18 protein-coding genes are annotated in these 24,530 nt (G+C 40.3%); 16 read left to right on the plus strand and 2 right to left on the minus strand.

The window, feature by feature from the left end:
* The first annotated feature begins 43 nt into the window (after positions 1-43).
* The 11 genes from WAA20_RS04090 to WAA20_RS04140 all read left to right on the plus strand — a co-directional run bounded on the left by WAA20_RS04090 (position 44) and on the right by WAA20_RS04140 (position 18,065).
* Positions 44-3,091 (plus strand): extracellular solute-binding protein, encoded by a 3,048-nt coding sequence (locus WAA20_RS04090; RefSeq protein ID WP_242951162.1) that lies wholly within the window; start codon positions 44-46, stop codon positions 3,089-3,091.
* Between the two features lie 42 nt (positions 3,092-3,133).
* Positions 3,134-4,042: an ABC transporter permease subunit gene (locus tag WAA20_RS04095; protein WP_027206555.1), complete on the plus strand. Its 909-nt coding sequence runs from the start codon at positions 3,134-3,136 to the stop codon at positions 4,040-4,042.
* Positions 4,043-4,139: 97 nt separating this feature from the next.
* A complete protein-coding gene (locus tag WAA20_RS04100) occupies positions 4,140-5,018 on the plus strand; it encodes a carbohydrate ABC transporter permease (RefSeq protein WP_027206556.1) in 879 nt (292 codons plus the stop codon).
* A 20-nt stretch (positions 5,019-5,038) separates the two neighbouring features.
* Positions 5,039-7,129, plus strand: a complete 2,091-nt coding sequence (locus tag WAA20_RS04105) for a YIP1 family protein (RefSeq protein WP_051216962.1) — start codon at positions 5,039-5,041, stop codon at positions 7,127-7,129.
* Complete coding sequence (locus WAA20_RS04110) at positions 7,119-9,350, plus strand: DUF5696 domain-containing protein (RefSeq protein ID WP_073386722.1); 2,232 nt, start codon at positions 7,119-7,121, stop codon at positions 9,348-9,350. The genes WAA20_RS04105 and WAA20_RS04110 overlap by 11 nt, the downstream gene beginning before the upstream one ends.
* A complete protein-coding gene (locus WAA20_RS04115) occupies positions 9,351-10,403 on the plus strand; it encodes a carbohydrate ABC transporter permease (RefSeq protein WP_051211817.1) in 1,053 nt (350 codons plus the stop codon).
* Positions 10,333-11,352, plus strand: coding sequence for a carbohydrate ABC transporter permease (locus WAA20_RS04120; RefSeq protein WP_242830944.1), 1,020 nt, complete (start codon positions 10,333-10,335; stop codon positions 11,350-11,352). Before WAA20_RS04115 ends, WAA20_RS04120 begins: the two co-directional genes overlap by 71 nt.
* Before the next feature lie 166 nt (positions 11,353-11,518).
* Positions 11,519-13,072 (plus strand): ABC transporter substrate-binding protein, encoded by a 1,554-nt coding sequence (locus WAA20_RS04125; protein ID WP_073386724.1) that lies wholly within the window; start codon positions 11,519-11,521, stop codon positions 13,070-13,072.
* Between the two features lie 123 nt (positions 13,073-13,195).
* Positions 13,196-15,244 carry a hypothetical protein gene (locus tag WAA20_RS04130; RefSeq protein ID WP_073386725.1) on the plus strand — a complete coding sequence of 683 codons (2,049 nt, stop codon included), beginning with the start codon at positions 13,196-13,198 and terminating at the stop codon, positions 15,242-15,244.
* 300 nt (positions 15,245-15,544) lie between these two features.
* A complete protein-coding gene (locus tag WAA20_RS04135; protein ID WP_073386727.1) occupies positions 15,545-17,635 on the plus strand; it encodes a glycoside hydrolase family 43 protein in 2,091 nt (696 codons plus the stop codon).
* A 91-nt stretch (positions 17,636-17,726) separates the two neighbouring features.
* The gene (locus WAA20_RS04140) at positions 17,727-18,065 is read left to right on the plus strand and encodes a hypothetical protein (RefSeq protein ID WP_073386728.1); all 339 of its coding nucleotides are present in this window, start codon (positions 17,727-17,729) and stop codon (positions 18,063-18,065) included.
* Between the two features lie 178 nt (positions 18,066-18,243).
* On the opposite strand, the gene WAA20_RS04145 is transcribed toward WAA20_RS04140, so the two are convergent.
* Entirely contained in the window at positions 18,244-19,167 is a 924-nt protein-coding gene (locus WAA20_RS04145; protein ID WP_027216902.1) for a winged helix-turn-helix transcriptional regulator, read from the minus strand.
* Between the two features lie 394 nt (positions 19,168-19,561).
* Between WAA20_RS04145 and WAA20_RS04150 the strand changes: the two genes are divergently transcribed.
* Both WAA20_RS04150 and WAA20_RS04155 read left to right on the plus strand, forming a co-directional pair.
* A complete protein-coding gene (locus tag WAA20_RS04150) occupies positions 19,562-20,857 on the plus strand; it encodes an adenylosuccinate synthase (protein WP_073386730.1) in 1,296 nt (431 codons plus the stop codon).
* Between the two features lie 265 nt (positions 20,858-21,122).
* A complete protein-coding gene (locus WAA20_RS04155; RefSeq protein WP_081373743.1) occupies positions 21,123-22,034 on the plus strand; it encodes an HAD family phosphatase in 912 nt (303 codons plus the stop codon).
* Between the two features lie 103 nt (positions 22,035-22,137).
* Here WAA20_RS04155 and WAA20_RS04160 read toward each other — a convergent pair whose 3' ends face one another.
* On the minus strand, positions 22,138-23,055 hold the full coding sequence (locus tag WAA20_RS04160) for a LysR family transcriptional regulator (RefSeq protein WP_073386731.1): 918 nt from the start codon (positions 23,053-23,055) through the stop codon (positions 22,138-22,140).
* A 210-nt stretch (positions 23,056-23,265) separates the two neighbouring features.
* On the opposite strand from WAA20_RS04160, the gene infC reads away from it, so the two are divergent.
* The 3 genes from infC to rplT are packed head-to-tail and all read left to right on the plus strand — an operon-like array spanning position 23,266 to position 24,431.
* A complete protein-coding gene (gene infC, locus WAA20_RS04165) occupies positions 23,266-23,778 on the plus strand; it encodes a translation initiation factor IF-3 (RefSeq protein WP_177174965.1) in 513 nt (170 codons plus the stop codon).
* A gap of 43 nt (positions 23,779-23,821) precedes the next feature.
* Positions 23,822-24,022 carry a 50S ribosomal protein L35 gene (gene rpmI, locus WAA20_RS04170; RefSeq protein WP_073386733.1) on the plus strand — a complete coding sequence of 67 codons (201 nt, stop codon included), beginning with the start codon at positions 23,822-23,824 and terminating at the stop codon, positions 24,020-24,022.
* A gap of 52 nt (positions 24,023-24,074) precedes the next feature.
* Positions 24,075-24,431: a 50S ribosomal protein L20 gene (gene rplT, locus WAA20_RS04175; RefSeq protein ID WP_022753648.1), complete on the plus strand. Its 357-nt coding sequence runs from the start codon at positions 24,075-24,077 to the stop codon at positions 24,429-24,431.
* Positions 24,432-24,530: the final 99 nt, after the last annotated feature.

The raw sequence follows: 24,530 nt of genomic DNA on the forward strand, positions 1-24,530 counted from the left end.
TGTAAAAACGGTTCTTTATTTGCTCACGACATGAGGTTAAAAAATGGCATTATTAAGGGGAAGTTCTAAAAGCAACATCAAAAAGACATCGGGTCTTTTAACTGCTTTTGTAGTATTGACATCTTTTATGGGGCAGACTTATGCCTTATCTGTAAACGCTACTGAAGTGGAGGCTTCTGATGCTGCGTCCATGGTATCAGATGCTGAGGATGCAGAACTGGGTAGCGAATCGGAAGGCGGTGAAGCATCTTCTGATACAGATGAAGATATAGAGCGTCTATCCACTAATTATACGACTATAAGTAAAGGTTATACGTCATCTGAGTATGAAGGTGAAGACATTGTTTATAGGATGGAAGATGTCCTTGGCACAGAGTATTCTTCATATCTTACTACTGACAGTCATGATTATACAGATGGAAGCGTCGCAGATGTATCACATTCTGATTACATCGAAGTAACTGTAGATGTTCCTGAGGATGCACTTTATGAGATAGGTTTTGATTATCTGTCTTATGATGAATCGATCCTGCCTCTTGAGATCGCGTTTACTGCTGATGGAAGTTATCCTTTCTATGAGGCCAGGAGCATAATTCTTGAGACTACCTGGGTATCAGAAGATACTACCAGCATCGACCGTTATGGCAATGAGATCGTAGCACTTCCTCAAAAGCTTGTCAGATGGGAACACAAAGAGCTGGGTGATTCCAGTTACAGATATTCAAGCCCACTTCTTGTAGAGCTTACAAAAGGTGAACATACTTTTGGTATATCTGTTAAGGAAGGCACTATGCTCCTTGGAGATATTACTTTAAAAGCACCTGTCAGGATTCCTGAATATACAGGATCCAAGGCAGCAGAGGGCGAGGGCCTTATCACTATAGAAGGTGAAGACTTTACTTATCGTAATGATTCTTCTATACATTCTTCTTATGAATTTGATACATCTATCAGTCCTATTTCTGCTAAGCAGAAAGTACTCAATCTGGTAGATGAGGATTCATTCAATACAGCCGGTCAGACTATCACATACAGTTTCAACGTAGATAAGGCCGGTTATTACAATCTTGCTATGAATTACAGACAGTCTGAAAAAAATGACTTTCCTGTATTTCTTGATATCAGGATTGATGATGAGATTCCAAATACAGCATTTCAGTCTTACTGGCTTACTAAGTCAACGAAATTTACCACCAAAGCATTCACAGATTCTGACGGTAATGCGCTTAGCGTATACCTTGAAGAGGGTGAGCATACCATTTCACTTACCATAAGTGCAGACAATATAAGATACGCCCTCGAAGAAGTTGACAGGATCATGTCACAGATAAGCGATCTGTCGCTTGAAGTTACCAAAGTTGCAGGTACCAACAAGGACAAATATCGTGACCTTAAACTTACAAGATATATTCCTGATCTTCAGACAAGGCTTCAGGGCTGGGTTGATGATCTTAATGCTATCGCTTCTGAAGCTACAGTTTATGTAGGGACAGATGACCCTGAAGATGTTGCTGCTTTCTCATATCTTCTGATAGCAGCTGATCAGCTCCAGAGTCTTGCAGATGAACCTGACGAGCTTGTGTACAGGGTAGATGAGCTGTCTACAAGCGTCAACTCCATAAATACTCAGATAGCTAACTTCGTTGACATAATGAATGACAATGATATAGCGATAGACAGGATATATCTATATCAAAATGATGCAAAGCTTCCTTCAGACCTTAACTTTTTTGAAGGACTTTTGATGAGTGCAGAGAGGTTTTTCTATTCATTCTTTGGACAGAGCTACTCTGCAAGTAATACAGATGAGTCTCATATACAGGTATGGGTCAACCGCCCCAGACAGTATGTAGAGATCATGCAGAAGATGATAGATGAAGAGTTCACTGCTTCAACAGGGATAGAAGTCGATCTCTCCATCATGACTGATGCGCAGAAGCTTATTTTGTCCAACGCATCAGGTGATACTCCGGATATAGCTACAGGTATCAACTATTCGATACCTTTTGATCTTGCTATAAGAGGAGCTTTGGTAGACCTGACGCAGTTTGATAATTACAAGGAAGTATTTGGAAGGTATTCTGACGGTCTATTGGTTCCTTCGGTAGTAGGAGACGGACTTTATTCCCTTCCGGAGACTATGAATTTCTATGTAATGTTCTATAGAACAGATGTTTTGGAAAAACTGGGACTTTCGGCACCTGATACTATAGATGATCTTATAGCTATGCTGCCGGATCTTCAGATGAGAGGACTTAACGTATATTATCCTACAGCAGCGATGCTGGCTATGAGGAACTTTCATGGAACTACTCCTCTTATATTCCAAAATGACGGATCACTATATGGAGATACAGCTCTTGATATAGAGCTTGATTCTGAGACATCGGTTGAAGGCTTCACACAGCTTACAGAGCTTTTCACTTTATATGATCTTCCTGTGGATGTTCCTAATTTCTATCAGCATTTTAGAAACGGTGACCTTCCAATTGGTATAGCTGACTTTAACTCTTACAACCTTATATTGAATGCTGCTCCTGAGATAGCTAATTCATGGGAGATAGCTCTTGTGCCAGGCATCACTGACGATAGCACAGGTGAAGTTGTCAGATATATGTCGGGCGGAGCAGAGAGCACAGTTATGTTTGCATCTGATGAGGAAAGAGAACAAAAGGCCTGGGAGTTTATGGATTGGTGGTCCAGCGCGCAGGTTCAGGCAGAGTTTGGTCAAAGGCTCCAGATCCTATACGGAGATGAGTATATCTGGCCGACAGCCAATCTTGAAGCTTTTACGCTTCTTCCATATCCGACAGATGACAAGGATGTGATCTTAGAGCAGGCTCAGTATATCCTTGAAGCTCCAAGACTTCTTGGAAGCTACATGATGGAACGAGAGTTGTCCAATGCTTTTAATGATGTAGTAGTTAACGGTGAGTCTGTAAGATCTGAAATAGATGAAACAGTCAAATCTGTTGACAGAGAGACTAGAAGGAAGCTTGAAGAATTCGGATATATAGATGCGGATGGCAACGTGCTTGAAGAGTACATAACTCCTTCTATTTCAAAAGTAAGAGAGATTATGGAGCGATAAGTAGTTATTTCTATCAGAAAAAGGGGAAACAAAGAAATGTTTTTGCCAAAAGCTAAGGTAGGGGCCAGATCACATTCAAACAGAGCAGGTTATCTGTTTACAGGTCCTTATGCAATCCTTTTTATAATTTTCATACTTGCACCTGTTGTCACAGCGATAGGTCTTTCGTTTACAAACTTTAATACGATCCAGACTCCTAAAGTTGTTGGTTTTCTGAATTATATCAATCTGATAACAGCTGATGATGTATTTATGAAATACGTCCTTCCAAACACTGTTAAATATGCTCTGATAGTCGGCCTTGGAGGATATGCTCTTGCATTTCTTCTGGCATGGGCGCTTTCAAATCTGACTAAAGGGCCAAGGACAGTATTTGCACTGATACTGTATTCACCCAGTATGACTACAGGTGTAGCAATGGCTGTTTTGTGGAAGATCATGTTCACAGGTGATCAGACAGGTTATATCAATTCATGGCTTATGGATATAGGTGCTATAGATGAGCCTATCATCTGGCTTTCAAGCTCGCAGTACCTTCTTCCTATAGTTATAATAATAGGCCTTTGGTCCAGCATGGGTATAGGCTTTCTGTCAATTCTTGCAGGTCTTTTGAATGTAGATGAGAGTCTCTACGAGGCAGCAGCCATAGATGGTGTCAAGAATAGGTTCCAGGAGATGATATATGTGACAATCCCTTCTATGAAGCCTCAGATGCTATTTGCAGCAGTTATGCAGATAGTTGGAGCCTTCCAGAACGGTACTATATCCACCATGCTTGCAGGTAATCCTACTCCAGGATATGGAGCTCAGCTTATCGTAAACCACATAGAAGACTATGGATTTATCAGATACGAGATGGGTTATGCTGCGGCAGTATCTGTAGTACTTCTTTTGATAGTTCAGGCCTTCTCGGTATTCTTTAACAGATTATTCGGAAGCGCAGATGAGTAAATACTATTTAGATTAAAAATATACTAAGAAAATACTATTGGCGCTGCGAGCTCCGCCAATATCTAACCATTAGTCACTCGCGACATGAGGTTATAAAATGGCTGCTTATAGAGGACACCGGACCAATCCGGACAAATTTGAAAAAGGTCAGATCAAGATCTATATAATGATCCTTCCAATGATCCTTTTGACGGGACTTCCGATCATCTTCATCATATTCCATGCTTTTAAGCCTATGGAGGAGTTGTTCGCATTCCCGCCAAAGTTTATTACAACTAATCCAACGCTTGATAATTTTGCCAAGCTTGCCAAAGCTTCCAGAAGTGCAAGTATTCCGCTTAGCAAATATGTCTTTAACAGCGTGTTCATAACAATCGTATCAGTTCTTGCCTCACTTCTTTTTTCTACAATGGCTGCATATGCCCTGTCCAAGCTTAAGTTTAAGGGAAGAACAATGATGATGCAGATCAACCAGATAGCTCTTATGTTTGTGGCTGTAGCTGTTATGATCCCAAGATACCTTATCGTTAATAAACTTGGACTCATAGATACATATCTGGCAGAGATACTTCCGCTTATAGCTGTTCCCGTAGCTCTGTTCCTGGTAAAAGGGTTCGTGGATCAGGTGCCGGATTCTCTTATAGAAGCGGCTTATCTTGACGGGGCTTCTGAGTGGAGGATATATACAAGCATCATCATCCCGCTTATAAAACCGGCTATAGCAACAGCGGCAATCCTTGTATTCCAGCAGGTTTGGACCAATATCGAATATGCCAACTACTATATCAATGATGATTCACTTAAGTCGCTGGCATTTTATATGAATACACTTACAAGCGCAACTACTACCAACACTGTAGCTGGTCAGGGTATTGCAGCTGCAGCATCTCTTATAATGTTTTTGCCTAATCTGATCCTCTTCTGTATCCTTCAGAACAGCGTCATGAACACAATGGCAACATCCGGTATTAAGTAAAACATAAAGAGGACGTGAAAGTGAAAAAGATATCTGAAAAAAGGCAAAATAAAAGCAGTTTTAAAAATATCCTGAAAAGATCGATCGGGATAGCGCTTATAGGGATCAGCCTTGTCTGGAATGCAGATGTATTAACGGCCCATGCTGACGCTCCCTATAAGACTTATACAGTAGATGGATACAATTCAGTAACAGAGACGCAGACAGCATACCTTCCGTATAAGACCATCACCAAGATAGGCGATGAATCTCTTATGACTCCTACAGATTTTACTCTTCTTGATGACGGAACTATGTATGTTCTTGATAGCGGCAATAAGAGAGTAGTAGTTGGTGATGCTGATGGCAATCTTGTGACTACTTTCGGAGAAGGGGTTCTGGTAGGACCTAAGGGCATATATGTTACTGACAAGCATATTACCTATGTTGCAGACAGAGATGCCAAGTCCATATTCGTATTTGATGAAAATGGAGAACTGATCCACACCTATACAAGACCGCAAGTTGCCATGTACGGCGATGCTCTTGACTTTCTTCCACTTAAGATAGTGGTTAATTCATCAGGTACTATGTATATCGTCTGTGAATCTAATACTAATGGTATAGTTGAGATCAGTCCTGTTGATAACGGAACTTTCCTTGGATATTTCGGAACCAATGCAACAAGCGCATCTGTCTGGACTATCGTATGGAGAGCGCTTCTTACGGATGCCCAGCGTGCCAAGATGGTTGGTAATATACCTGCAACTCCCGATAACATGGCAATCGATGAAAAGGGCATTATCTATACTGTTACAAGAGGTGAAGGTGATGATACCTTAAAACGTCTTAATATAGCAGGCGTAAACATGATATCAGATCCTGGCAAGAGCGATACGGTTCCTGCAGCTATAGCCGTTGGTAATCACGATAACTTCTTTGTAGTGTCTCAGCAGGGCTTTATATATGAGTACAACAATGAAGGTCAGCTACTTTTCATGTTTGGAGGTAAGGATGATGGTCAGCAGAGGATAGGCCTTTCTACCAAAGCCGAAGCTATCCAGATAGGAAGCGATGACAAAATCTATGTCCTTGATTCTGACAAGGCGCAGATTCAGGTCTATGAACCTACAGAGTTTACTGATTATCTTCATGAAGCTTTATATCTTTTTTCAAAAGGAAGGTATGAAGAGAGTAAAGAGCCTCTGTCACAGGTCCTTATGATGAACAATCTCTTCGACTATGCCAATATGGCAATGGGCAAGGCTCTTTACAAAGAAGGAGATTATGAGGGAGCACTCAAATACGCTAAGCTCTCTAGAGATAATGACCTGTACTCAGATTCTTTCTGGGAGATAAGAAATATATGGCTTAAGAAGAATCTGTCAACAGTTATCGTCATAATCCTTGTACTGATAGTTCTTAATAAGATCATTAAATACCTTGACAATAAAAAGAATATTTTAAGTAAACCAAAAGCTTTTGTACAGAAGATAAAGAATCAAAAGCTTGTAGCACAGCTTCGATATATTTTCTTTTACATGAGGCATCCAATTGATGGCAATTATGGTATCAAGCGTCAGAACAAGGTGTCGGTACTTGCTTCTAATATACTTCTTGCTCTTATGATCGTGTTCTATATCATTAACAAGTATTTCTGCGGATTCATGTTCAAGACAGTAAGAGAGGGACAGTTCGATGTTGCATCGGATATCATCATGATCCTTGTGGGACTGTTTCTTATAGTTGGATGCAATTATCTTATGTGTACTATCAATGACGGTGAAGGTAAGTTCAAGGCTATATATTGCTCATTTATTTATTCAGCATCACCGTTTTTGGTCTTCATGCCTTTTATCTTTGCTTTGAGCCATGTTGTTACATACAACGAAGAGTTTTTTGTAAGCTTTGGAAGCTTTTGTATGGTCTGCTGGATCCTGGTTCTTATATTTATAGCGATCAGAGAGATCAACAACTATACAGTTGGTGAGACCTTTAAGATCATAGGACTTACTGTTTTTACAATACTAATTGTATGTCTTCTTGCATTTATTATCTATGTATTGTGGTCGCAGGTATTCGACTTCCTGCAGTCACTTGTAGGAGAGGTGGTGTATCGCATTGGCGGCTGATGATAAGATTTTGGGATTTATAAAAAAAGGTACGTGCGCAGCCTTATCAATTGCACTGGCGCTTGGTGCAGGCTCCTATGCTCAGCGATATGAGTATATGCTGGGCGGAGAGAATATCAGCGTTGTATATGCTCAAGATGAGCTTGATGGTCATAAATATGTAGCATCAAGCTCAGGATATAATCTGTACGTAAGTGAAGAAGACCTTTCTGTCATCATAGAAGATAAGACAACAGGGGCAAGGCTTGAAAGCTATCCAACTTATGATGATCAAAAGTGCAATGCCACATGGATCGGAGCTATGCGATCTGCAGTTGTTATGACTTTGATAAGTGCCAATGATGATACCAAGCAGGCAGATCTTGTCAATGATGATGTGGACAAGAAGATCACATATACAGATACAGGCTTTACGGCAACTCTTTACTGGAATACTTATAAGCTTGGCGTGACACTTGAGGTATCTCTGACAGATGAGGGACTTACAGCAAGGATTGCAGAAGATTCTATCAAAGAAGATGGAGATTCCTATTATATAGGAACTGTATCTATGTATCAGTACATGGGAACTTCCTACCTTGATGACAAAGAAGGATATATGTTTATTCCTGATGGTAACGGAGCACTTGTTTATCTTGATGACAAAGAGGGAAGGTTTTCAAGTGGATATTCGGCTCTTATTTATGGAGAGGATGTTGGATTTGATGAATCGGAAGTTAATACCCTTCTTCTTGACAGATACAATACTATATCAGATCCTCAGCAGATTCTAGCTCCTGTATTTGGAATAGCTCATACAGATGATCAGATAGCATTTCTTGGAATAGTTGAAGATGGTGCGCAGAGGGCTGATATCAATGTTATGCCCAATGGTGTGAGCATTGATTATAACAGGTCATATGCAAGATTCATCTTAAGAAAGCTCTACACGCAGCCTACCAGTAACAATTCTACTTCAGGTTCACTTCATGTATATGAAGCAGACAGAAGCCATTCTGATCTTCAGGTAAGGTTCAAGTTTCTCTCAGGAGAGGATGCAAATTATAGCGGTATGGCTACAAGCTACAGACAATATCTTCTTGATAACGGACTTGTTACCAAGCAGGATGTGTCCTATAACACAAGGATTGATTTCCTTGGAACAGAGAGAGAGTCATGGCTTATTGGCACCAGTGCTGTAGTTATGACAACTGCAGATGATATCAGGGATATCTATGAAGATCTTGAAAGTAGCGGTGTTACAACGCTTATGTCAGTTTACAAGGGCTGGCAGGCAGGAGGCTTGTATGATCTTCCTATCACTAAGTACAAGGCAGACAGCAAGATAGGAGGAACCAAGGATCTTACAGCTCTTATCAAAGAGTCAGAAGAAAAAGGAATCAAGATATACCTTTACGATGATGCGCTTTTGATCAATCCTGATGAGCAGAATGCAACATTTAACGTAGTCAAGAAGGTCAATAAAAGGCGCTATGAGTATGAGACCTATAAAGATGTATACGATACATTCCTGTATGTAACTCCTTCAAGGGCAGGCGATGTTCTGGATGATGTCTTATCCGAATATACCAAAAACGGTGTTGATAATCTTGCAATAGCAGGTATTACTAACACGATGTATACCTACACATATAGTGGCAATAAGTACACAAGATTTGATACGGCAGAATCTTATAAGTCTACGCTTGATACTATATATGATTCAGCGGAGCTGGTACTGGAAACACCTATTGCTTCTTACTGGTCAGATACCAGAGCTTTTCTTGATATGCCGCTTTATTCTTCAAGCTACATTCTTGAAGATGTGGAAGTTCCTTTCCTTTCTATAGTACTGACAGGAATCATGCCTGTATATGCGCAGTACATGAACTTTGAAGCTAATAAGAAAGAATTTTTCCTAAAGATGGTTGAGTCGGGTTCATTCCCTTCCTTCTATATCACTAAGGAAAGTTCATCAGAGCTTATAAATACTAACTCCTGCGATATTTATTCTTCTGAATACAGTTCATATAAGGATACTATCGTAAGCTACAATACAGAGTTCAAAGCGCTTCATGACAAGACGCAGGATGCTGTTATAGTAAGGCACGAGCTTCTTGATAACAATATAACCAAGGTTACATATTCTAACGGTGTAGTGATCTATATTAACTACGGTGACACAGCACAGACTGTAGATGGTATTACGATTGACACTATGTCTTACGAGGTAGCAGAGTAAATGAAGATTTTTGGGAAAAAAGAAAAAAAGCCCAGGATAAAACTTGGAAAGCTTGAATCAAGAGAAGCCAGGATGGGATATCTGTTCGTGGCACCATGGCTCGTGGGAGTTCTGGCATTTCTTCTTATTCCGCTGGCACAGTCTTTTTACTATATGTGGTACAACATTAGGATCACGCCAAACGGAATGAAGTTCACATTTTTGGGAACAGGTAACTTTACTCAGATATGGCTTGAGAATCCTGAATTTCCGCAGCAGCTTGTGACATACATATGGCAGACTCTCATAGAAGTTCCGATCATAGTAGTATTCGCACTTATGATCGCGATCATGTTAAATGGCAAGATAGTTGCAAGAGGGTTCTTCAGACTTATATTCTTCCTTCCGGTCATTATAGTATCGGGACCTGTTATGAACCTTCTGGTAAGCGAGGGAGCATCCAGTATCCCTGCTATGGATACACAGGCTATCGTATCGGCTATGGAGACTGTCCTTCCAGCATCGGCAGCAGAGGGAATAGGAGAGATCTTCTCCAATATGATCATGACTTTGTGGTATTCAGGCGTTCAGATTCTTATATTCCTGTCAGCACTTCAGAAGGTCGATCCTTCTATGTATGAAGCTGCCAAGATTGACGGAGGCTCTGAATGGGAGTGTTTTTGGAAGATAACTCTTCCTACTATCAAACCTATGATTTTGTTATGTTCGGTATACTCCGTAATATTCCTTTCAGGCAATGAACAAAATGAACTTATTACCATGATCAAAGATGCTATGTTCTCAGGAACCAAGGAAAAGGGTTATGGATATGCATCAGCAATGGCCTGGATGTATGCACTTGTTATTACTCTTATAACACTTCTTTTCTTCCTGCTATTAGGATCTAAGAAAGATCACTATGACAGACTTGTGAAGAAACACCAAAAGCAGCTCAAGAAAGAAGAAAGAGAAGCAAAACGTATAGAAAGGAGGGGCAGAAGAAATGCAGCAAGGATGGAAAAAATCCAAAGAAAAGGAAAATTCACAACATATGACGGCTCAGGCGATTACTAAAAAAGATCTAAGGAGCTATTTTACCAAAGAAAAGCTTCACAGATTCATGTTTGGAACAAGAGAAAAGCAGGGAGCCGGCAAGATGATCGCCATATATGGACTTCTTATCTGTATAGGTTTTGTATATCTGTATCCTATCTTCTATATGATAAGTACCAGCTTTATGGATCAGAATGATCTTTTGGATACATCGGTCAAATGGATTCCTAGTCATTTCTACCTTCAGAACTATATAGATGCAGGTACATCGCTTGATTTCTGGGCTTCTTTTTTCAAAGGAATATTGATAGCGGGGCTTCCGACTGCCTGCAATATCTTCGTTGATATGATGGTAGGTTACGGTTTTGCAAGGTATGAATTCAAGGGCAAGAAGATCATGATGGGGATACTTATTTTTTCGTATATCCTGCCTAACCAGGTTACGATGATCCCAACTTATGTTCTGTACAACAACATGGGTATCCTTGGTACTATATGGACCTTTGCACTGCCGGCTCTTCTTGGAAATGGTCTTAATGCTCCTATTTTTATTCTGATATTCTATCAGTTTTTTAAGCAGGTTCCAAAGGTACTTATGGAGGCAGCGGCTATAGACGGCGCGGGTCATTTTAAGAGGTTTTTCAGGATTGCAGTTCCGTCTGCTGTACCTGCAATTGTAACAGTGGTTCTTTTTTCTTTTGTATGGTACTGGAATGAATCATATCTTACTGAGCTGTATGTTCAGGGACTTTCAGGTAACAGCATATGGACTAATCTTGTAGTTCAGCTCAAGAACTTCGATTCATCCTTTGCTTCTAAAGCTACAGTAGGATCAACAGCAACGAGCCTTAATGAGTCGGTTCGTATGGCGGCAACATCACTTTCTATCATTCCGCTTCTTATCATGTATCTGATATTACAGAAGCAGTTTGTAGAGAGTATCGATAGAGCGGGTATTACGGGTGAATGATCTTTGATCAAGACTTTAATGACTCCTTACCAGGTGATAGATCACTTGGTTAGTAGTGGTAATTTTTATGGAATTAGTCAGCACAAAATGTGTATTAGCCTTCCCGGTCTTAGGAATGATCTAATATTGGGTATGGCATCAGATACGATAATAAAGGAGGGACTATATGAAAAAGAATTTAAGTAAAGCTGCTGCGAGCATACTGGCCGCAGCAATGGTGGTTGGCACAGCTGCCTGTGGATCTTCAACAAATGCAGATACAGGTTCCGGTCAGACAGCGCAGGGTTCCGGGGAGGAAGGAGTTACTACTGATAATATAACTCTTACTTACTGGCACTATGAAGATGAGACTACTATTAACATTCTGGCTGAGAAGTTTATGGAGAAATATCCTAATATCACAGTTGAGACCAAGGTCATCAGTGATATGTCAACAGACCTATCTGCAGCAGCTGCAGCAGGTCAGTTCCCGGATGTATTTGTAGGTACAGACTCTGATACAGCTCTTGCCAATATGTACTGGGCTGATATTACAGATTATTACAACAATGATCCTGAGACAGCCAACCTTATGGCAACTATTAATGAATATGGTATAGGTATGTTCGATACAGATGTAAGATATGCGGTACCTGCATGGTATCAGCCTAGTGCTATTTTCATTGACAGAAATGTTATTAATAAGCTGAATCTTGAGATGCCTCGTACTGACTGGACATGGGATGAGATGATACAGCTTATCAAGGATGCAACAGTAGATGACAGAACAGGTATGAAGTATTACGGCCTTGGCTATTACAACAGACTTGATTCACTTTACGGTATTGCAGCCTGCTCACCTGAAGAGAGAGCACTTAAGGGAGAGTTTGGTTTTGATGGAACAGACTTTGATCTTTCATACTGGGCTACAGGTGAGCAGCAGTTCTCTGATCTTAAGCTTGGAGGATATGTAGCTCCTCAGCAGAACACTCAGGCTATGGAAGACTGGTCAGGTGACTGGTCAACATGGTTTGGTGCAACAGGACACGTTGCAGTATTCTCAGAAGGCTTCTGGTCATATCAGAATCTCTGGAATACAGAGATTGATGGTCAGTCATATCAGGACTACTACGGACTTGATATCGTTCCTTATGTAACTCCTAATGTTGTTGATGAGAAGGAACACAATGTTATCGCCAATATGTACATGGGCGGCGTATCAACATCCTGCGAACATCCTTATGAAGCATATCTTCTTCTTAAATTCATGACATTTGGCGTTGATGGCTGGAACGCTCGTCTTGATATCTATGAAGATGAGTCTATCACTAATGAATCAGGCGTTGCACTTAAGCATGCCAATATGCCTGTTCCTATGACTCTTGATGAAGGTGTATGGACCAGGTACAGAGCACTGTTCCCAACAGTTACAAGTGAAGATGGAAGCGTTGATTACTGGGATGATTATTTTGCATCAATCACAAGACCTGTTGCTTATGGCTGGTACAGCATTGCAGGATACTGGAACTTCTGCGATCAGTACTTTAATTCAATCGGTATACATGATCTTGTAGATGCAGGTACTGCCAAGGCTGCTGACTATGCTGATGAAGCTACACGTCAGGCCAACTATTACCATGCAGAAGCTATGATATCTTACTTTGGACCAAGCGGATATGATGTTCTGTCTGAAGAGGATCTTGCAGCATATCAGGCAGTTGTAGATTCTTTTGCTCAGTAAAAATGGGTTATTTTTAGACATGTGGAATGGATATGATCCATGGAAATGATTCATGGATAGAATCTGTACCACATGTCCGATAATAAGGCTTTAATTATATTTTTATATTATAAGGAGGGTTTTATGAAGAAGAAAGTTTTAAGTGTCATGATGGGTGTATTCATGACATCATCTCTTCTTGCAGGCTGCGGAACTTCTGGTGGTGATACACAAGGTCAGACAGATTCATCAGCGCAGGAAGTATCTGCACAGGAAACTGCTAAGGAAGAAAGTAAAGAGCAGCAGGCGACAGAGGGCACAGCAGCTACTGAGATTCCTGATGACTACAAGTATTATTTTTCTTTCGATGAAGAAGATGAAAGAGTACATGCAGCTATTCAGGATACTGCGGCAACACCTATTGTTCAGACTACAGATGATGCAGTTAATTATGTTAACGGTGTAAGTGGCAATGCCCTTTATGTTGATGGAAGCAAGGGCGCTAAGCTTGATGTTAACGGCGTCGGCGATACGTATTCTGTTTCCTTCTGGGTATATTCAGAAAGATCAGCTAACTATATGCCAACTCTTCAGTATGGTCCTGATATTCACGGAGATGCTACAGGTGGTCAGCACTATGTTAACTTCACATGGGCAGACTGGAATCCTGACGGAAGCGCATTCCCTTGCGTATGGGCTTATGATCAGCTTGATGATGCCAAGTGGCCTAACTGGTATCCGGATGAAGCCAATACTCATGTAGGCGAGTGGAACAACATAACTCTTACAGTTGATCCTTCTGAGCTTTCTGAGGATGGAACACTTATTGTTGCACATCTTTATTTTAACGGAGAAGAGCTTGTTGGCTATGATTCAGATGGCAATGTAAGACCTACATATGTTGTAAGCGGTACTATGGCTGAGTCTGACAACTTTGATTTCCTTCTTGGTATCAACTACTGGGATGCTATCATGAAGGGCGCATTCGATGAGATCTATGTATATGACTATGTACTTGACGCAGGTCAGATCAAAGCTTTGTATGAGGCCGGAGATGCTACTTCCACATATGATGCTCCTACTCACGAAGTAACACTTACAGTAGATGAAAATGCTATTGACAGCGTTGGTGCTACAGACTTTTCTAATGCATGGTGGAGTGACTGGTCAGAGTTTACAGAGCTTAAGGATGGTGAGACCAAGGTCGTTAAGCTTAAGAACTGGTCAGATGGTGTTAATAACTATGATAACTATACAGTTCTTTTTACTAACGAAAAGACACCTGCTCACGAGGATCCTAATGAGTCCGGATCAGCTGATCACAAGGAATATGCATGTGTAAGAGCTGATGCATTTGGATGGACTCCTGACGGAGATATTGATGCTGCGCTCTTTAACTACAGCTGGGGCAACTGGGGCACATGGCTTCAGCAGGTTATGATGGAAGCAGATGTTGAGCTTACAATCTCAAGAAGCGGTTCTGAACTTACTGTTAATGCTGTTCAGACTGACTATCTTGGATCTGCTAATACCTGCAATGTTACATTCCCTGCTGATATTACAGCTGATGATGACTGCTTCTTCGCAATTACAGGCGAGGCTTGCTATATCGATATCCTCTCAATCGAGGATGCTATAAGTGTTGTGGCAGATCCTGATGCTATAGACTCTGTAGGTTCTACAGATCTTACAAATGCATGGTGGACAGACTGGTCAACACCTATCGAGATTGCTGATGGTACTACAACTACTATTAACTTCAAGAACTATTCTGATGGTGTCAACAACTGGGACAACTACGTAATGGTATTTACTAACGAAGAGACAGAGACTCATCAGAATCCTAATCCTGATGAAGGCGTTGGCTCTGCTGATCATGTTGAGTATGCAGCTATTCGTGCTGATGCTTATGGCTGGGGCGTAGATATTGATGGCGGTGACGCAACCTATGAGACAAGCTGGGGTGATGACTGGGCTACATGGCTTGATGCTATGAAGGATGCAGATGTTACTCTTACTATCACAAGAGATGGTACTTCTATAGTTGTAGATGCTGTTATCGTTGACAGAAATGGCAACAAGTTCACTAATAAGACTAGCTGGACTACAACATGTGCTGCAGGCGATCCTATGTACATGCTCCTTACATGTGAAGAGTGCTACATAGACATTATGTCTGTAGAAACTAAATAAATAGTTCCTCCTTCTGTTATTTTATTCCGGGTGCTATTTGCACCCGGAATAGTACATTACTAAAACCACTTGGACAGACCAGTATCCCCAAAATATATACTGCCTACCCACTGTAAATATTTTGTGGATACTGGCCCGGCCAAGTGGTTTTAGTAATGTACTATTAGAATGAAGTGGCTGAAAGATGTTGGTTTCTAATGAGTATATAAGGGATGGATTTGTATTTATTAGAAAGAGTGGATTTAAGATATTAGGCGAGATGTAGAAATGATGCGAATATAAGACTAATGGAGCTGGATTATGTATAGTGATAGTAAAAGTTTTAATGATATTGGTAATGTTTCGGATAATGATCATTGTGCGATCAAGGGTGCAAAGGTGGGTGGATTTCGAAAGATTAGCAGGACGTTTGCTGCGCTTTCGCTTATTGTGATGATGGCAGTTAATGGGTGCAGCGGCGGGGAAGGATCGTCTTTGGATGTTAACGACGCTGGAGAGGCATCTTCGGGGCAGGGAGATGTTGCTGGTGACAAGGTGCAGGGGCTTAATGGTAATACTTACTATGAGTCTAAAGACGGTGTAAGTGTAACTCTTTCTACAGATAAGCTTTCATATGAAGATGGAGAGGAAGTTCATTATACGCTTGTTGTAAGTAATGACACCGCAGACTATACGATCTCCGGCAAGAAGTTTCAGTATACCAATTCTGATAATCTTGTGGCTGCATCAGAAGATTCTATGCCTGATGAAATTCCAATGTTAAGAGCAGGAGAGAGTTATACCATAGAAGGGACTTTGATTGGAGGAGAGGGCGAGAGCGTTTCGCCTAATCTGGCATCGGCATCAACGGATGTTTCTATTAGACCTTATGTAATGATCACTTATAAAGGAGAGGAAGCAACAGTTCGCTGCGTCCTGAATTTGAAAATGACAGAAGTAGTAAGAGAGTTTGATAACAATGATAAGAAAACAGCAAGTACTGTATCAGTGCATGATCCGTCTATATTCAAGGATGAAGATGGTAAGTACTATATTGTAGGAACTCATATTACCAGTGCATCATCAGATGATCTTTTTGACTGGGATGATAGGACTGCAGATTTTAGAGCATCACTTTCTGATGAAACTATAGAAAAGATAAGAGAGTGGAATGATGATGAAAACGGTGACTGGTTTGGATATCTCTGGGCTCCTGATATCATATATAATGAAACTATGGGCAAATACTGTATCTATCTGTCTGCTAACGGAGATAACTGGAAGTCCAATATAGTACTTCTTACAGGAGATAGTGTTTACGGCCCTTATGAATATGCAGGATCTGTTGTATATGGCGGCTTTAACGAAGATACGTTTAGTCAGACAGATGCAGGAGTTGTCCTTGGTACAGATACTATTCCTGAACGCTATGTTACATACGGCGTTGACAACAAGAAGTGGGGAGATATGTATCCTAATTGTATAGACCCCTGCGTGTTCTATGACCAGGATGGCAATCTTTGGATGAGTTATGGTTCCTGGTCAGGTGGTATCTTTATGCTGGAACTTGATGAAGAGACAGGACTTAGAGACTATAATGTAAGTTATGAGACAGGAAATCACAGCGATGCATATTTTGGGACTTTAGTAGCAGGCGGAGCCTATGTTTCCGGAGAGGGTTCCTATATACAGCATATAGGTGACTATTACTATCTTTTTATTTCATATGGTAATCTTGAAGCTGCAGGCGGCTATAATATAAGAGTGTTCAGATCAGATAGGCCTGATGGTGACTATGTTGACGAACTTGGAAACACGCCTTACTATGATACATATTCTTTTAACTATAATACAGGTATTGGCGTCAGACTCTTCGGAGGATATAAGTGGAAGACCATGTCTATAGGCCAGGTTGCTCAGGGACATAACTCAGCTTTTGTAGATGATGATGGCAAGGCTTATATTGTATTCCACACAAGGACTACAAACGGATCAGAAGGCCATTATGTCAAGATCCATCAGCTTTTTGTCAATAAGGAAGGATGGCTTGTGGCAGCTCCTTATGCTACGGATGGAGAGACATTGAAGGAAGATGGCTATGAGATATCTGAAGTAGCCGGAGAATACGAAGTTATAGTTCATGATCTTGAGGTTGATTACAAGAATCTTGACTATAATAAACCAAAGACTATCACTCTTAATGAAGACGGCAGTATCACAGGCGATCTTGAAGGAACATGGAGCCTTGAAGATGGTTCGCCTTATATTGAGCTTTCGTTTAACGAAGATACTTATAGCGGAGTTACTGTTTCTATGAATATAGAAGGCAGCAGCGTAGAGACTATGACATTTACTGCTCTTGGCAAGGATTCACAGATTACGGTATGGGGATCTAGGATGGTAGAAGATTGAAAATGTTCCATTTTCAAACCCTAATTGGTGTCTTTAGCTCCACCAATTTGAACCATTAGTCACTCGCTTTGATTGTAACATGAGGTTATTAATGAAAAAGAAATATAGAAATAGTAAAAACGCTTTAAGCGAACAAAAGGCGATAAACATCCTTAAAACGGATTCTGAAGAAGCTGCATATAGACGTGCCAAGGAAGATGAGTTTAATCCTCTGAACCTTTTAAAAGGTATACTGGGATTTGTCTTTGTGGTAGCAATAGCCTTTGGCTGGATGATGCTCATGCTCCTTATTATAAGCTTTGTAAGCCTTTCATACCTTCATTTTAATATTGACGTCATGCTCTACGTATCTGCATTTTTTGCTGCAGTTTGTGGCGTGATATATATTTTGGCTAAGATCAGAAAGAGTATTGGAAGACGTAAACTTTAGTGCTAACTCAAAAACATACTAAAAGAAAGATTCTTGAAAATTAAATTCAAGAATCTTTTCTTTTTAGTGATATAATTTTTTATTCTTTATGATTCAGGTGTTTATAAAATATTTTGACTTCATGTCACGAAAGATAGAACATGTTTTTCGAAGAAGGTGCGATTGTGAATACCATTTTTTATTCTGAGTCTATTGGACTGTAGCTCATCCTGACTTCAATGTCCTGATTGTAATTACCAAATGACTTACCGAAGATAGTAAGACCGCCAACATGCTCTGCCGTATCAGGAACTTCCATACGGAATTTGATGTTACTCTTACTTGTAAGATTGAAACGGTCGATGGTCACATCAGAGATCTGGAGTCCATCTATGAAGGTGCCTTTGTGGTTTATGACCAGCATCTTCAGAAGACCATACTGATTCCAGTTAGGGAACCACCAGTCAGGTGTGAATATACCTTTTACATCCCCGAAGTCTCCAGGTGATGTCCAGTAGCCAAGACTTACATCGTTTAGATAAAAGTAAATATCAGATGGCCATACGTTGTTGACACCAGGTGCTTCTGATGAAAGCTCTGCTGAGATGCAGATCTCATCAATCTTCTGTGAAAATGGAATGAAATTAGGAATCACATAGTCTACATGACCTTTTGTGAACCATAAGATATCTGCATGGTACCTGTCGGGATGTGAGAAGTATCTTGTATCATCAACCTGGCCTATAAGCTGAGATCCGGAAGCGATACCACATGTAGGATATACTTCATAATCTGAAAAAAGACCAACTTTGATAGATGTAGTATATACATTTTCATCCTTAGCTTCGTCCTGAAGGTCGATCAGTATTTTATCAAGATGTACTGAGCATATTTTTTGATTGCCATGTCCTGAGGTTTCAGATGAAACTGTGACTACGCCGCATTCTTCGAGCTTTTTGATATGGCTTGTAAGAGCGCCGTTGGTTATATTAAGACGAGATGCAAGCTCATTCATATTCATTCCATTATTGTCCAAGAGAATCTTGACGATCTCGACTCTGATGTCTGATCCGAGTGCTTTAAACAGGTCCAGTCCCTCTGAAAGAGATTTGATATGTAACATGATACCCCCTATACAGTAATTCGATATAGTCGTTTATGATCAATACATATGATGACATCTGTGTTTGAAGATAACACAGATGAACTTGGAAGTTAGATAGAGCAATCCGTCATCTTTATCATAGTGATTTACAAATTACTAAAATATTTCAAACAATTATATTTTAATATAAAAAGATATCTCTTGCAATCAAATATAATGCTAATTTTGGCTAAATTTTGCTCGATATTGACCATTTTCAAAATATATAAGCGCAGATTATGCGTAATATAAATAATATTGATTTTACTTATGGACAAAAATGTTTTATAGTAATCACGGTGACAGGTTCATGTCTTATGTCACTAAAATCTATTTGTTATTTGGAGATAACAATTTCAGGAGGATAATAATTATGGTTAAGGCAGTTGTAGGAGCCAATTGGGGCGATGAAGGCAAAGGTAAGATCACAGATATGATGGCTGATAACGCTGATGTCGTTATCCGTTTTCAGGGCGGTGCCAATGCTGGTCACACTATTGTAAATGAGTATGGTAAATTCGCTCTCCACACAATGCCGTCTGGAGTATTCCATCCGAATATTATGAATATTATTGGTAATGGTATGGCTTTTGATATTCCTAAGTTCATGAGAGAACTTAAGGAAGTTACTGAAAAGGGTGTTCCGATGCCACAGATCATGATCTCTGACAGAGTTCAGGTCATGATGCCATATCATATTCTTTTTGATACACTTGAAGAGGCTCGTCTTGCAGGTAAGAGCTTTGGTTCTACAAGATCCGGTATTGCACCTTTCTATTCAGATAAGTTTGCTAAGATAGGTTGGCAGATCAATGAATTCTTCCAGGATGACGAAGTTATCAAGGAGAAGATAGCTAATATCGCTTCTATCAAAGATACACTTTTAGTACACCTGTATCATACAGATCCGATTGATCAGGAAGAGCTTTTCAATACGATCGTTGACTGGAGAGAGCAGGTTCGTCCTTATATCGGCAATGTTTCTGAGTACCTTGATAAGGCACTTAAAGAGAACAAGACAATCCTTCTTGAGGGACAGCTTGGAACTATGAAGGATCCTGATCACGGTATCTATCCTATGGTTACATCTTCACACACACTTGCAGCTTATGGCGCACTTGGCGCAGGAATCGCTCCTTATGAGATCAAGGAGATCGTAGCAGTTACAAAGGCATACAGTTCAGCAGTTGGTGCCGGCGAATTCGTATCAGAAATCTTTGGCGAAGAGGCAGAGCTTATGCGTAACCACGGCGGTGACGGTGGTGAGTATGGCGCAACAACAGGAAGACCAAGACGTATGGGATGGTATGACTGCGTTGCATCTAAGTACGGCTGCAGACTTCAGGGCGCTACAGATGTAGCATTTACAGTTCTTGATGATCTTGGATATCTTGATGAGATCAAGGTTTGCGTAGCTTACGAGATCGATGGCAAGGAGACAACAGAGTTCCCTGTAACAAGAGAACTTAAGAAGGCTAAGCCTGTATATGTAACTCTTCCTGGATGGAAGTGCGATATCCGTGGCATCAGAAACTTTGACGAGCTTCCTGAGAATGCCAAGAAGTATGTAAACTTCATCGAAGAGCAGCTTGGCTTCCCGATCACAATGGTTTCTAACGGACCTGCACGTGAGGATATCATTTACAGAGAGAGTCCTCTCAAGAAATAATCATTTGGGGTCTTGTATATATTTAGATTGGTGAACTACAGGATGTAGTTACGACATGTATAGAAGTTCATGGATGAACTTCTATGTCGGGATATATGGTATTTGAAAAATATCGTAGCTATTGATATACATCATTGGCTACGATATTTTTTTATACTATTATACTGGTAAGGTGCTTACTTGCTGACGAGAGAGTTTTAAAGGCAAAATCTTTTTCTTGTGATATAATTTTTAGGGTTTATATTTGACCTTAGGAGGAAATACAGTGAACGAAAATAATAATACCGGTAAATGGACTGCAAAGAGAATAGCAGCGATCATAGGAATAGTTATACTTGTAGGAATGTATGTGGCTTTGCTTGTTCTTGCATTTCTTTTCCCTGCTAACTCTTTTGAGATTTTTATAACAGCTGTTGGCGGAACCGTTGGAGTTACTATTCTTATATGGTTGATGATATGGGTGATAGGTCTTTTTACAGGAAGACATACAATTGCATCTCTTGATGCGATGACATCGGATCAGGATCACGATAAGTATGGCAATGCATATCCGCGCAAGCCTTCAGGCCACATTGATACTATCATTTTTGATATTGGTAATGTCCTTGTGGACTTCTCATGGAGACAGATGCTTGTAGATAAGGGCGTTCCGGAAGAACTTGTTGAGAAGGTCGGTGATGCAACAGTAAGAACCGATATCTGGAATGAGTTTGACCGCGGCAATATGTCTCACGAAGAGATTGTTGGAAAGCTTTGTGATAATAGCCCTGAGCTTGCAGAGTATATTCATAAAGGTTTTGATGACTTTACAGGAATAGTCAAGCTCAGAAGTACTTCAATTCCTCTTATCGAGGGGCTTAAGAAGGCTCACTACAGGATTCTTGTACTTTCCAATTATTCTAAGAGTGCTGTAGATAACAATAAAAATGAAATGGTCTTTCTTGACTATGTTGATGGCGGAATCTTAAGTTACAAGGACCATGTTATTAAGCCTGACCGTGAAATATATGAGCTTCTTATAAAGAGATATGATCTTGTTCCTGATAAATGCGTATTTATCGATGATACTGAGAAAAATGTTGCAGGTGCAAAGAATGCCGGAATTAAGGCAATCCATTATCAGAGTCTTGAACAGATGATGGATGAGCTTAAGGAACTTGGTATAAAGAGAATATGAGAATAATAAAAAGAACTTGGGATAGAGAGAAGCAATGATAAAAAGAAGGCCTCGGGAGTGAGGTCTTCTATTTTTATAAGGTATTTTGCTTTAAGATGCGCCCTTATGACTTTATTAACTCTAATAGTTTGGCTGATGCCAGTGACTGCTGGCGTTTATTGCTTGTTACAAGCCTGATGTACCTTGGCGGGATCCTTTGTTTTAATCGTAGTTCGAAAAGCTTTCCGTTATCCAGGTCTTCTTTTGCAAAATCACGAACAACCATTCCAACGCCGAGAGACCTTTCTGCAAACTGGACGATCATATCACTTGTTGCAAGCTCAAACTCAGGATGGATAGTAATATCATTTTGCTCAAGGAATTCTGTGACATAGCGTCCACTTGATGTATTGCCTTCAAGAGTGATAAGCGGAAGGTTCCCAAGTTCGGACAGATCGATCATATGGTTTTTGTACTGGATAAAAGATCTTCCGGCTACGAAGCAGTCCTGAATTTCTCGTACATCTGTATAGCAGATATCTTCTTTATTAATAAAATCAGGAAAAGGAGATGATACTACGCCAAAATCTATACGGTCATCTTCAAGATATCTGAGCGTTTCGGGAGTAGGACCATTGGTTACGGTAACTTTTATTCCGGGATAGAGCTGATGGAACTTCTCAAGATACGGAAGAAGGAAAAAGCGTAGAGTCATATCGCTGGCACCGACTCTGACTTCGCCTGCTTCAAGGTGAAGGAGCTGCGACAGGCGCTTTTCGCCCTGGATGATCTCTTCATAACCTCTTTTTACATATTCATATAGAAGAGATCCTTCAGAAGTTAGTGCAATGCCTCGCCCGTTTCTTTTAAATAAAGATACGCCAAGCTGCTTTTCAAGAGCTGATATCTGCTGACTTACTGCCGGCTGGGATAAGCTTAAACTTTTTGAAGCTGCTGTTATTCCTCCGCTTTTGGCTACGTGATAGAAGATTTTATAGTATTCGAGATTAACATCAAAATTTGAGTCGTTATTTTTGTTCATTGGATTTCCCATATTTTTTATCTAAAACTATTGACAATGAATGATTATCGTGATAATCTACTGATGTTTGAAACAAAGCAGAGTATCCACTCTCACCCTGCGGCTTACAGCTTCAGGTGTTTATAACTTCAGACAGACTCTTTTGTCTGTACGGTTTGATTATAAGTGGATGCGTCTCGCGTGTCCACTTTTTTATTTTAATCGGAGGTAATAACCATTAACGACTTATTTATTAACGAACAGATCAGAGACAAGGAAGTTCGTGTGATAGGACTCGATGGTGAGCAGCTTGGAGTTATGTCAATCCAGGATGCACGCAAAGTCGCAGAGGAAGCAGGAGTTGATCTTGTCAAGATCGCACCAAATGCAAAACCCCCTGTTTGCCGAGTTGTTGACTACGGCAAGTACAAGTATGAACAGCTTCGCAAAGCTAAAGAAGCGCGTAAGAAACAGAAGACTGTTGAGATTAAAGAAATTCGTATTTCTCCCAACATCGACACTAACGATCTTAATACCAAGATCAATGCTGCAAGGAAATTCCTTGAAAAGGGCAATAGGGTTAAAGTAACTATGCGTTTTAGAGGTCGTGAGATGGCTCATATGGGAGCGAGCGTTCATGTTCTGATTGATTTTGCCAAAGAGCTTGAGGATTGCGCAGTAGTTGAGAAGCAGCCAAAGGCAGAAGGCAGAAGCATGGTTATGTTCTTAGCTGAGAAGAAATAAAAAAGTACATGCAGATACCGTAAGAAATAGGAGGATTTTTATTATGCAGCACAAAATGAAAACAAGCAGAGCAGCTGCCAAGCGTTTTAAAGTTACAGGCACAGGCAAGCTTATGAGAAACAAGGCATACAAGCGTCACATTCTGACTAAGAAGTCTACAAAGAGAAAGAGAAATCTTCGTCAGCCTGGTCTTGTAGATGCTACATCTGTTAAGACAATGAAGAAGATCCTGCCTTACCTTTAATTCAAAGTAGGACAGTTCGTAGTTTTTTTAGATTATTTAGGAGGAAATTACAATGGCAAGAGTAAAAGGCGCATTAAATGCCAAGAAGAAACACAATAGAGTATTAAAGCTTGCAAAGGGCTACAGAGGAGCTCGTTCCAAGCAGTATAGAATTGCAAAACAGTCTGTAATGAGAGCTCTTACAAGCGCATTCGCAGGTCGTAAGCAGAAGAAGAGAGATATGAGATCACTTTGGATTGTTCGTATCAACGCAGCTGCTAGACTTAACGGAATGAGCTACAGCACTCTTATGCACGGTCTCAAGCTTGCTGGTGTTGAAATCAACCGCAAGATGCTTGCTGAGATGGCAGTTAACGATGCAGAGGGATTCAAGACTCTTACAGAAGTTGCTAAGAAGCAGATCGCATAATATATAGATATTATTAAGACCTACTGTTCACTTTATGTGGACCGTAGGTCTTTTTTGATGCTTTAATATGTGGTAGAATAATCATCTGAAATTGTAATC

Origin of the sequence: Butyrivibrio fibrisolvens, assembly GCF_037113525.1 — a bacterium.
Taxonomy (GTDB): Bacteria; Bacillota; Clostridia; order Lachnospirales; family Lachnospiraceae; genus Butyrivibrio; species Butyrivibrio fibrisolvens.

Bases quoted from the DNA above. Each gene is read 5' to 3' on its own strand.
- WAA20_RS04130 (WP_073386725.1), top strand. From the start codon at position 13,196: ATGAAGAAGAAAGTTTTAAGTGTCATGATGGGTGTATTCATGACATCA.
- rpmI (WP_073386733.1), top strand. From the start codon at position 23,822: ATGCAGCACAAAATGAAAACAAGCAGAGCAGCTGCCAAGCGTTTTAAA.
- WAA20_RS04125 (WP_073386724.1), top strand. From the start codon at position 11,519: ATGAAAAAGAATTTAAGTAAAGCTGCTGCGAGCATACTGGCCGCAGCA.
- WAA20_RS04090 (WP_242951162.1), top strand. From the start codon at position 44: ATGGCATTATTAAGGGGAAGTTCTAAAAGCAACATCAAAAAGACATCG.
- WAA20_RS04145 (WP_027216902.1), bottom strand. From the start codon at position 19,167: ATGTTACATATCAAATCTCTTTCAGAGGGACTGGACCTGTTTAAAGCA.
- WAA20_RS04140 (WP_073386728.1), top strand. From the start codon at position 17,727: ATGAAAAAGAAATATAGAAATAGTAAAAACGCTTTAAGCGAACAAAAG.
- WAA20_RS04115 (WP_051211817.1), top strand. From the start codon at position 9,351: ATGAAGATTTTTGGGAAAAAAGAAAAAAAGCCCAGGATAAAACTTGGA.
- WAA20_RS04160 (WP_073386731.1), bottom strand. From the start codon at position 23,055: ATGAACAAAAATAACGACTCAAATTTTGATGTTAATCTCGAATACTAT.
- WAA20_RS04120 (WP_242830944.1), top strand. From the start codon at position 10,333: ATGCAGCAAGGATGGAAAAAATCCAAAGAAAAGGAAAATTCACAACAT.
- WAA20_RS04135 (WP_073386727.1), top strand. From the start codon at position 15,545: ATGTATAGTGATAGTAAAAGTTTTAATGATATTGGTAATGTTTCGGAT.
- WAA20_RS04150 (WP_073386730.1), top strand. From the start codon at position 19,562: ATGGTTAAGGCAGTTGTAGGAGCCAATTGGGGCGATGAAGGCAAAGGT.
- WAA20_RS04100 (WP_027206556.1), top strand. From the start codon at position 4,140: ATGGCTGCTTATAGAGGACACCGGACCAATCCGGACAAATTTGAAAAA.
- rplT (WP_022753648.1), top strand. From the start codon at position 24,075: ATGGCAAGAGTAAAAGGCGCATTAAATGCCAAGAAGAAACACAATAGA.